6 protein-coding genes are annotated in these 5,828 nt (G+C 59.1%); 4 read left to right on the forward strand and 2 right to left on the reverse strand.

All coding sequences use genetic code 11. The annotated features are described in order from the left end of the window. The first annotated feature begins 290 nt into the window (after window positions 1-290). The 4 genes from NW829_RS01750 to cysW all read left to right on the forward strand — a co-directional run bounded on the left by NW829_RS01750 (window position 291) and on the right by cysW (window position 4,185). Window positions 291-1,331, forward strand: a complete 1,041-nt coding sequence (locus tag NW829_RS01750; protein WP_414416305.1) for a sulfate ABC transporter substrate-binding protein — start codon at window positions 291-293, stop codon at window positions 1,329-1,331. A 174-nt stretch (window positions 1,332-1,505) separates the two neighbouring features. Then, the gene (locus NW829_RS01755) at window positions 1,506-2,549 is read left to right on the forward strand and encodes a sulfate/molybdate ABC transporter ATP-binding protein (protein ID WP_011431905.1); all 1,044 of its coding nucleotides are present in this window, start codon (window positions 1,506-1,508) and stop codon (window positions 2,547-2,549) included. Between the two features lie 6 nt (window positions 2,550-2,555). Next, a complete protein-coding gene (gene cysT / locus NW829_RS01760; RefSeq protein WP_011431904.1) occupies window positions 2,556-3,368 on the forward strand; it encodes a sulfate ABC transporter permease subunit CysT in 813 nt (270 codons plus the stop codon). Continuing rightward, complete coding sequence (gene cysW, locus NW829_RS01765; protein ID WP_414343939.1) at window positions 3,358-4,185, forward strand: sulfate ABC transporter permease subunit CysW; 828 nt, start codon at window positions 3,358-3,360, stop codon at window positions 4,183-4,185. The genes cysT and cysW overlap by 11 nt, the downstream gene beginning before the upstream one ends. 16 nt (window positions 4,186-4,201) lie before the next feature. Here cysW and msrA read toward each other — a convergent pair whose 3' ends face one another. Continuing rightward, complete coding sequence (gene msrA / locus NW829_RS01770) at window positions 4,202-4,870, reverse strand: peptide-methionine (S)-S-oxide reductase MsrA (protein ID WP_414330118.1); 669 nt, start codon at window positions 4,868-4,870, stop codon at window positions 4,202-4,204. An 81-nt stretch (window positions 4,871-4,951) separates the two neighbouring features. Then, on the reverse strand, window positions 4,952-5,828 hold an 877-nt coding region (locus tag NW829_RS01775; RefSeq protein WP_414416306.1), incomplete at its 5' end, for an ABC transporter permease.

The following is a 5,828-nucleotide window of genomic DNA, read 5'->3' on the forward strand; positions in this document are numbered from 1 at the left end:
GCGAGGTTCTTTGCGAAAACGAGGCCATGCGCCGCCTGTGTCAGCGGCTGGGGTTCCAGTTGCACCCTTCTCCAGAGGATCCTGGCATTCTCAAGGCCACGCTGGATCTCGCTGTCGATGCGGCGATCCCCACCCCCTGTCCTGCCTAGGGATCCTTAAATAAAAACGGTTTGCCGACCGGCTTACCGTAGAATAGGAACAAGGGCCTGCTCCTTCCGCCTACAGCAAGCGGAGCCCCTCTGTCGGAGAGAGGCTGGGGGCGAGGGCGGCCCGAGGTTTTGAGGACGGCTATGGAGGTTACAAAGACAGGCGGGATCCAGAGGCTGCTGGCGAGCGGGGGACGGTGGCTGGGGATGGGATCCCTGCTGCTCTGCCTTCTGCTTGGCCTTGGCGGCTGTGGCCGAGGGGGGGGATTGCAGGGGGAAGTCAGGATCCTCCTCGCTTCTTTTGCGGTGACGCGGGATGCCTACCGGCAGATCATCCCTGCTTTTGAGGCCCACTGGCTGGCTAAAACGGGGCAACGGGTGCGCGTAGAAAGCAGCTACGGCGGCTCGGCAACGCAATCGCGGGCAGTTATTGACGGGCTGGATGCCGATGTGGTGGCCTTGGCCCTGGCTTTGGATGTGGAGCGCCTCGTGGCTGCGGGTCTCATCCAGCCGGGATGGGAAGCCCGTACCCCCAACCAAGGGATCGTTACCCGTTCGGTGGCAGTAATTGTAACGCGGGAGGGCAACCCCCAGGGGATCCGCTCTTGGCAAGATCTGGCTCGGCCCGGCTTGCAGGTGGTTACCGCCAACCCCAAAACCTCAGGGGGCGCCCGCTGGAACTTTTTAGCCCTCTGGAGCGCTGTCCCTGAACCCCAGGCTCTGGCCTTCACCACCCAGGTCTACAAGAATGTCCGCATTTTGCCGCGGGACTCGCGGGAGGCCACCGATGTTTTTTTCCAGAAAGGGCAAGGGGATGCCCTGATTACCTACGAACATGAGGTGATCCTGGCGGGCTTGCGCGGCCAATCCCTGTTCTATGTGGTGCCGGATCCCAACATTTCCATCGACAACCCCGTAGCCGTGGTGGATGCCAATGTGGATCGCAAAGGCACCCGTGCCGTGGCCGAAGCCTTTGTGGACTACCTATTCACCCCAGAAGCGCAGCGGGCTTTTGCCGAGGTGGGCTTTCGCCCGGTGGAGCCGACGGTGGCCCAAGAGTTTGCCTGGCGTTACCCTCCTGTTGAGAAGCGGGTTACCGTCGCCGACCTGGGCGGATGGGAGGTTGTCCAAAGCCGCTTTTTTGCCGATGGGGCCTTGTTTGACCGCATCCAAGCTCAGTTGTAGGGAGTCTCCCTTGTTTTGGATCCCCATTCAAGTTATCTTGGGAGCTATATCAACGGTTTGTTGACAGGTTTACCGTAGATTAGCCGCGGGTTTAACTGCCCTCACCCTCTCCAGAAGACTCAGCCGGCAACCATCCAGCAACTTCTCAGGCAAACCACTAGCTAGGCAGAACCTATGGGTATCACCATCGAAGGGGTATCGAAGCGTTTTGGCGAGTTTCAGGCCCTTCACCCCACCGATCTCACCATTCCCACGGGATCCCTGGTTGCCCTCTTGGGGCCATCGGGTTCTGGCAAATCCACCCTGCTGCGCCTGATTGCCGGCCTAGAAAAGCCGGATACGGGGCGGATTTCCCTCACCGGGCGGGATGCTACCCATGCCAGCGTCCAGGAGCGCAACATTGGTTTTGTTTTTCAGCACTACGCCCTGTTCAAGCACATGACGGTGCGGCAGAACATCGCCTTTGGCTTGGAGATCCGCAAGGCTTCACGGGCCGAGATTCGGGCACGGGTGGATGAGCTGCTGGAGCTGGTGCAGCTATCGGGGTTCGGGGATCGCTACCCCTCTCAACTCTCTGGGGGGCAGCGGCAGCGGGTGGCCCTAGCCCGCGCTTTGGCGGTGGAGCCGCAGGTGTTGCTGTTGGATGAGCCCTTTGGGGCCCTGGATGCCAAAGTCCGCAAAGAGCTGCGCAAGTGGTTGCGGCGCCTGCACGATGAGGTGCATGTGACAACGGTATTTGTAACCCATGATCAAGAGGAAGCCATGGAGGTGGCGGATCAGATCGTGGTGATGAACCAGGGGCGGATCGAACAGGTGGGATCCCCGGCAGAAATCTATGACCATCCAGCTACACCCTTTGTGATGAGCTTTGTCGGCCCGGTCAACGAGCTTTCTCCCCGCTCCCAACTCTTTTGCCAGCTTCCCGAGGTGCAGGCCGGCCCGCATCAGCTTTTTTTGCGCCCCCACGATGTGCAGATTGAGGTCAACCCCGGCAGCAGTGGTGTTTCTGCCCGCGTTAAGGAGATCATCCACCTGGGTCGGGAGATTCAGGCGGAGCTGATTCTTAGCGATGGCGGATCCCTGTGGGCCCATCTCAGCCGCGAGCAATATGCCAACCAACCCCTGCAGGTGGGGCAGCAGGTCTATGTGCGCCCCAAGGTGGTGAAAGCCTTTCCCGTCAAAAAAACCGAGATGACCGCAATGCCGGTGGGAGCTTGAGAAACGTTGCTGCAAGCTTTGTCTCAACTGTCTTGGCCGTGGCGGCTGACCCTGGGCTATCTCTTCTTGATGTTGATTCTGCCGCTGGCTGCCTTGATTGCCAAGTCCAGCAGCGTGGGCTGGGCGGAGTTTTGGCGGATCGCGACGGATCCCGTGGCCCTCTCCGCCTATGAAGTTACTTTTGTAACCGCGTTGCTGGCGGCTCTGATCAACGGCGTGATGGGCACCCTGACTGCCTGGGTGCTGGTGCGCTACGCCTTCCCCGGCAAAAAGCTTCTCGAGGGGTTGATCGATCTGCCGTTTGCTTTGCCCACCGCCGTGGCCGGCCTCACCCTGGCAACGGTTTACAGCAGCAACGGCTGGATTGGATCCCTTTTGGCCCCCTTGGGGATCCGCATCTCCTTTACCCGCTTGGGGGTGGGGGTGGCGATGCTGTTTATTTCTTTTCCCTTTGTGGTGCGGACGGTGCAGCCGGTGTTGCAGGAGCTGGAGAAAGATGTGGAAGAGGCAGCCTGGAGTTTGGGGGCTTCCCGCTTTCAGACCTTCCGACGGGTGGTGCTGCCCCAGATCCTGCCGGCGGTGCTCACCGGGGTAGCCCTGGGGTTTTCCCGCGCCGTGGGGGAATACGGCTCTGTGGTGATCATCGCTTCCAGCATTCCCTTTCGGGACTTGATTGCGGCGGTGCTGGTGATTCAGCGGCTGGAACAACACGACTATGCTGGGGCAACCGTGATCGGAACGGTGATGTTGGGGATCTCTTTCCTGTCGCTGGTGGTAATTAACCTTCTGCAAGCCTGGGGAAGTCGCCATGAAACCTGACGAGGTAGCAGGTGTCAAACCGAAGCCCTCAACATGGCTGTCGGGCCTGTTGATCGGGATCGTCGGGCTTTACATCGCGCTGCTGCTCGGGATCCCGGTGGTGAACATCTTCTATCAGGCGTTTCGAGAAGGGATCCCAGCCTTTCTCCATCGCCTGACAGAGCGGGAGTTGCTCAGTGCCCTGCGATTGACGGTGCTAACCGCGCTGGTCGTTGTGCCCCTCAATACCTTTTTCGGCCTCTGTGCCGCCTTGGCCATTGCCCACCGGCGTTTTCCGGGGCGGGCCCTGCTCCTGAGCCTGATCGATCTGCCCTTTTCCATTTCCCCGGTGGTGGCTGGCCTAATGCTGGTGCTCATCTTCGGGCGTCAGGGTTGGCTGGGATCCTGGAGGGTTATCTTTGCATTTCCGGGCATTGTGTTGGCAACGGCTTTCATCACCCTTCCTTTTGTGGCGCGGGAAGTGTTGCCGGTGTTGGAGGAGGCAGGCACCGACCAGGAAGAAGCCGCCAAAACGCTGGGGGCGACCCCCTGGCAGATCTTCTGGAGAATCACCCTGCCCAACATCCGCTGGGGCCTTCTGTACGGCGTCATCTTGACCAATGCCCGCGCCATGGGGGAGTTCGGCGCTGTGGCTGTGGTTTCCGGCAACATCATTGGCCGCACCCAGACCTTGCCCTTGTTCGTGGAAGATGCCTACCGCAGTTATGCCACCGGCTCAGCCTATGCGGCGGCGGTGGTGCTCTCCTTGCTGGCGGTGGTAACCCTAGTGGCTAGGGAGTTCCTTGAGCGGGGATCCCATTCCCGCCGGATCTTTTGATCCGTCAGGGTGTGGATCAGACGGGCTCGGTGAGGATCTCTGGCAGACAAACCTTAGTGCCCCCCAGGCCGCAGTAGCCGCGCGGATTCTTGGCCAGATATTGCTGGTGGTAGTCTTCGGCGTAGTAAAACTCAGGCGCGTCTAAAATCTCGGTGGTGATCTGGCCGTAGCCGTGGGCGGTCAGGGCCTGCTGATAGAGATCGCGGGTTTTTTCCGCCAGCTCCCGCTGCGCCGGAGAATACACATAGATGCCGGAGCGGTATTGGGTGCCCACATCATTGCCTTGGCGCATCCCCTGGGTAGGGTCGTGATTTTCCCAAAACACCTTCAGCAGTTGGGCATAGCTGACCTGAGCTGGGTCGTAAACCACCCGCACCACCTCGTTGTGGCCAGTCAGGCCAGTACAGACCTCTTCGTAGGTGGGGTTGGGGGTAAACCCGCCAGCGTAGCCCACCGCTGTGCTGAACACCCCTGGCACCTGCCAAAACTTGCGCTCTGCCCCCCAGAAGCAGCCCATGCCGAACATGGCCAGCTCCATGCCCTCGGGAAAAGGCGGCTGCAGCGGATGGCCATTGACAAAATGCCGATTCACGATCACCATCGGCTCGGCCCGGCCCGGCAAGGCTTCTTCCGGTTTGGGCAGGGACAGTTTCTTGCCAAGTTTGCCAAAGCCAAAGAGCACCATAGGGACAGCCCGATACATTCGTTAACACTTATCAGCCTAGCTCAGTTGGCTCCTCATGTGTTGGAAAAATCCTTGATCGGGTCAGCTCACCGATTCAAAAGCCCCCAGCCGCTTGGCCACTAGCAGATAGACGGTCATGATCCCCATCGGCACAACCGTGAAGGCTGCCGCCAAGGGAATGTTGCCAGAGGTGCCCTGAAAGGCGAGAACTGCCTGCCCGATGAAATAGCTGGAATTGCCCAGAGAATAAGGCACCACAAAATCTCCTAGCGTTAAGGAAAAGGTGAAGACCGACCCGGCCAGGATCCCTGGCAACGCGACGGGGAGAATAACATGGCGGAATGTTTGCCAACCCTGAGCCCCCAAATATGCAGAAGCCTCAATTAAGCTATCGGGCACTCGCTCCAAAGCCGCCTGAATCGGCAGAATCATATAGGGCAGCCAAACATAGAGAAACACCAAGAAAATACCCAAGTTGGATACGGCCAGCGATGGCCCGCCGATCCCGGGCAACTGCAAAATCTTTTCCACCCAGCCCTGTAGGCCCACATGGGTGAGTAGATAGGTAAGGATCCCTTCTTTGGCCAGGATCAACTTCCAGGCATAAACCCGAATCAAATAACTAGACCAAAGCGGTAGGAGCACCAACAAATACAAAAAGTCCTTCCAGCGAGGAGAGGCCAGTCTGACCATGGTATAAGCCAGAGGAAAAGCCAACACAATTGCAGCTAGGGTCACTGCCAAAGCCATAGTCAAGCTGCGGACAAAGATATCCACGCTGGCAGGAGTGAGCAGCTCCCGATAGGTGGCCAAAGTCAACTTTCTCAGGATCAGGCCGGTAAAGGGATCCAGATGATAAAAACTTTGCAGCAGCAGCGCCAGCAGCGGCCCCAAGTAAAAGACCAGCAACCAAATGAGAGGTGGCCCCAACAGAATGGCAAGGGTGAGCGTCGGGTGA

The organism is Synechococcus sp. R55.8 (assembly GCF_047461895.1).
In the GTDB taxonomy this organism is placed as follows: Bacteria; Cyanobacteriota; Cyanobacteriia; order Thermostichales; family Thermostichaceae; genus Thermostichus.

Excerpts from the sequence above, each read along its gene's own strand:
- NW829_RS01755 (WP_011431905.1), top strand. The coding sequence starts at position 1,506 with ATGGGTATCACCATCGAAGGGGTATCGAAGCGTTTTGGCGAGTTTCAG.
- NW829_RS01750 (WP_414416305.1), top strand. The coding sequence starts at position 291 with ATGGAGGTTACAAAGACAGGCGGGATCCAGAGGCTGCTGGCGAGCGGG.
- msrA (WP_414330118.1), bottom strand. The coding sequence starts at position 4,870 with ATGGTGCTCTTTGGCTTTGGCAAACTTGGCAAGAAACTGTCCCTGCCC.
- cysW (WP_414343939.1), top strand. The coding sequence starts at position 3,358 with ATGAAACCTGACGAGGTAGCAGGTGTCAAACCGAAGCCCTCAACATGG.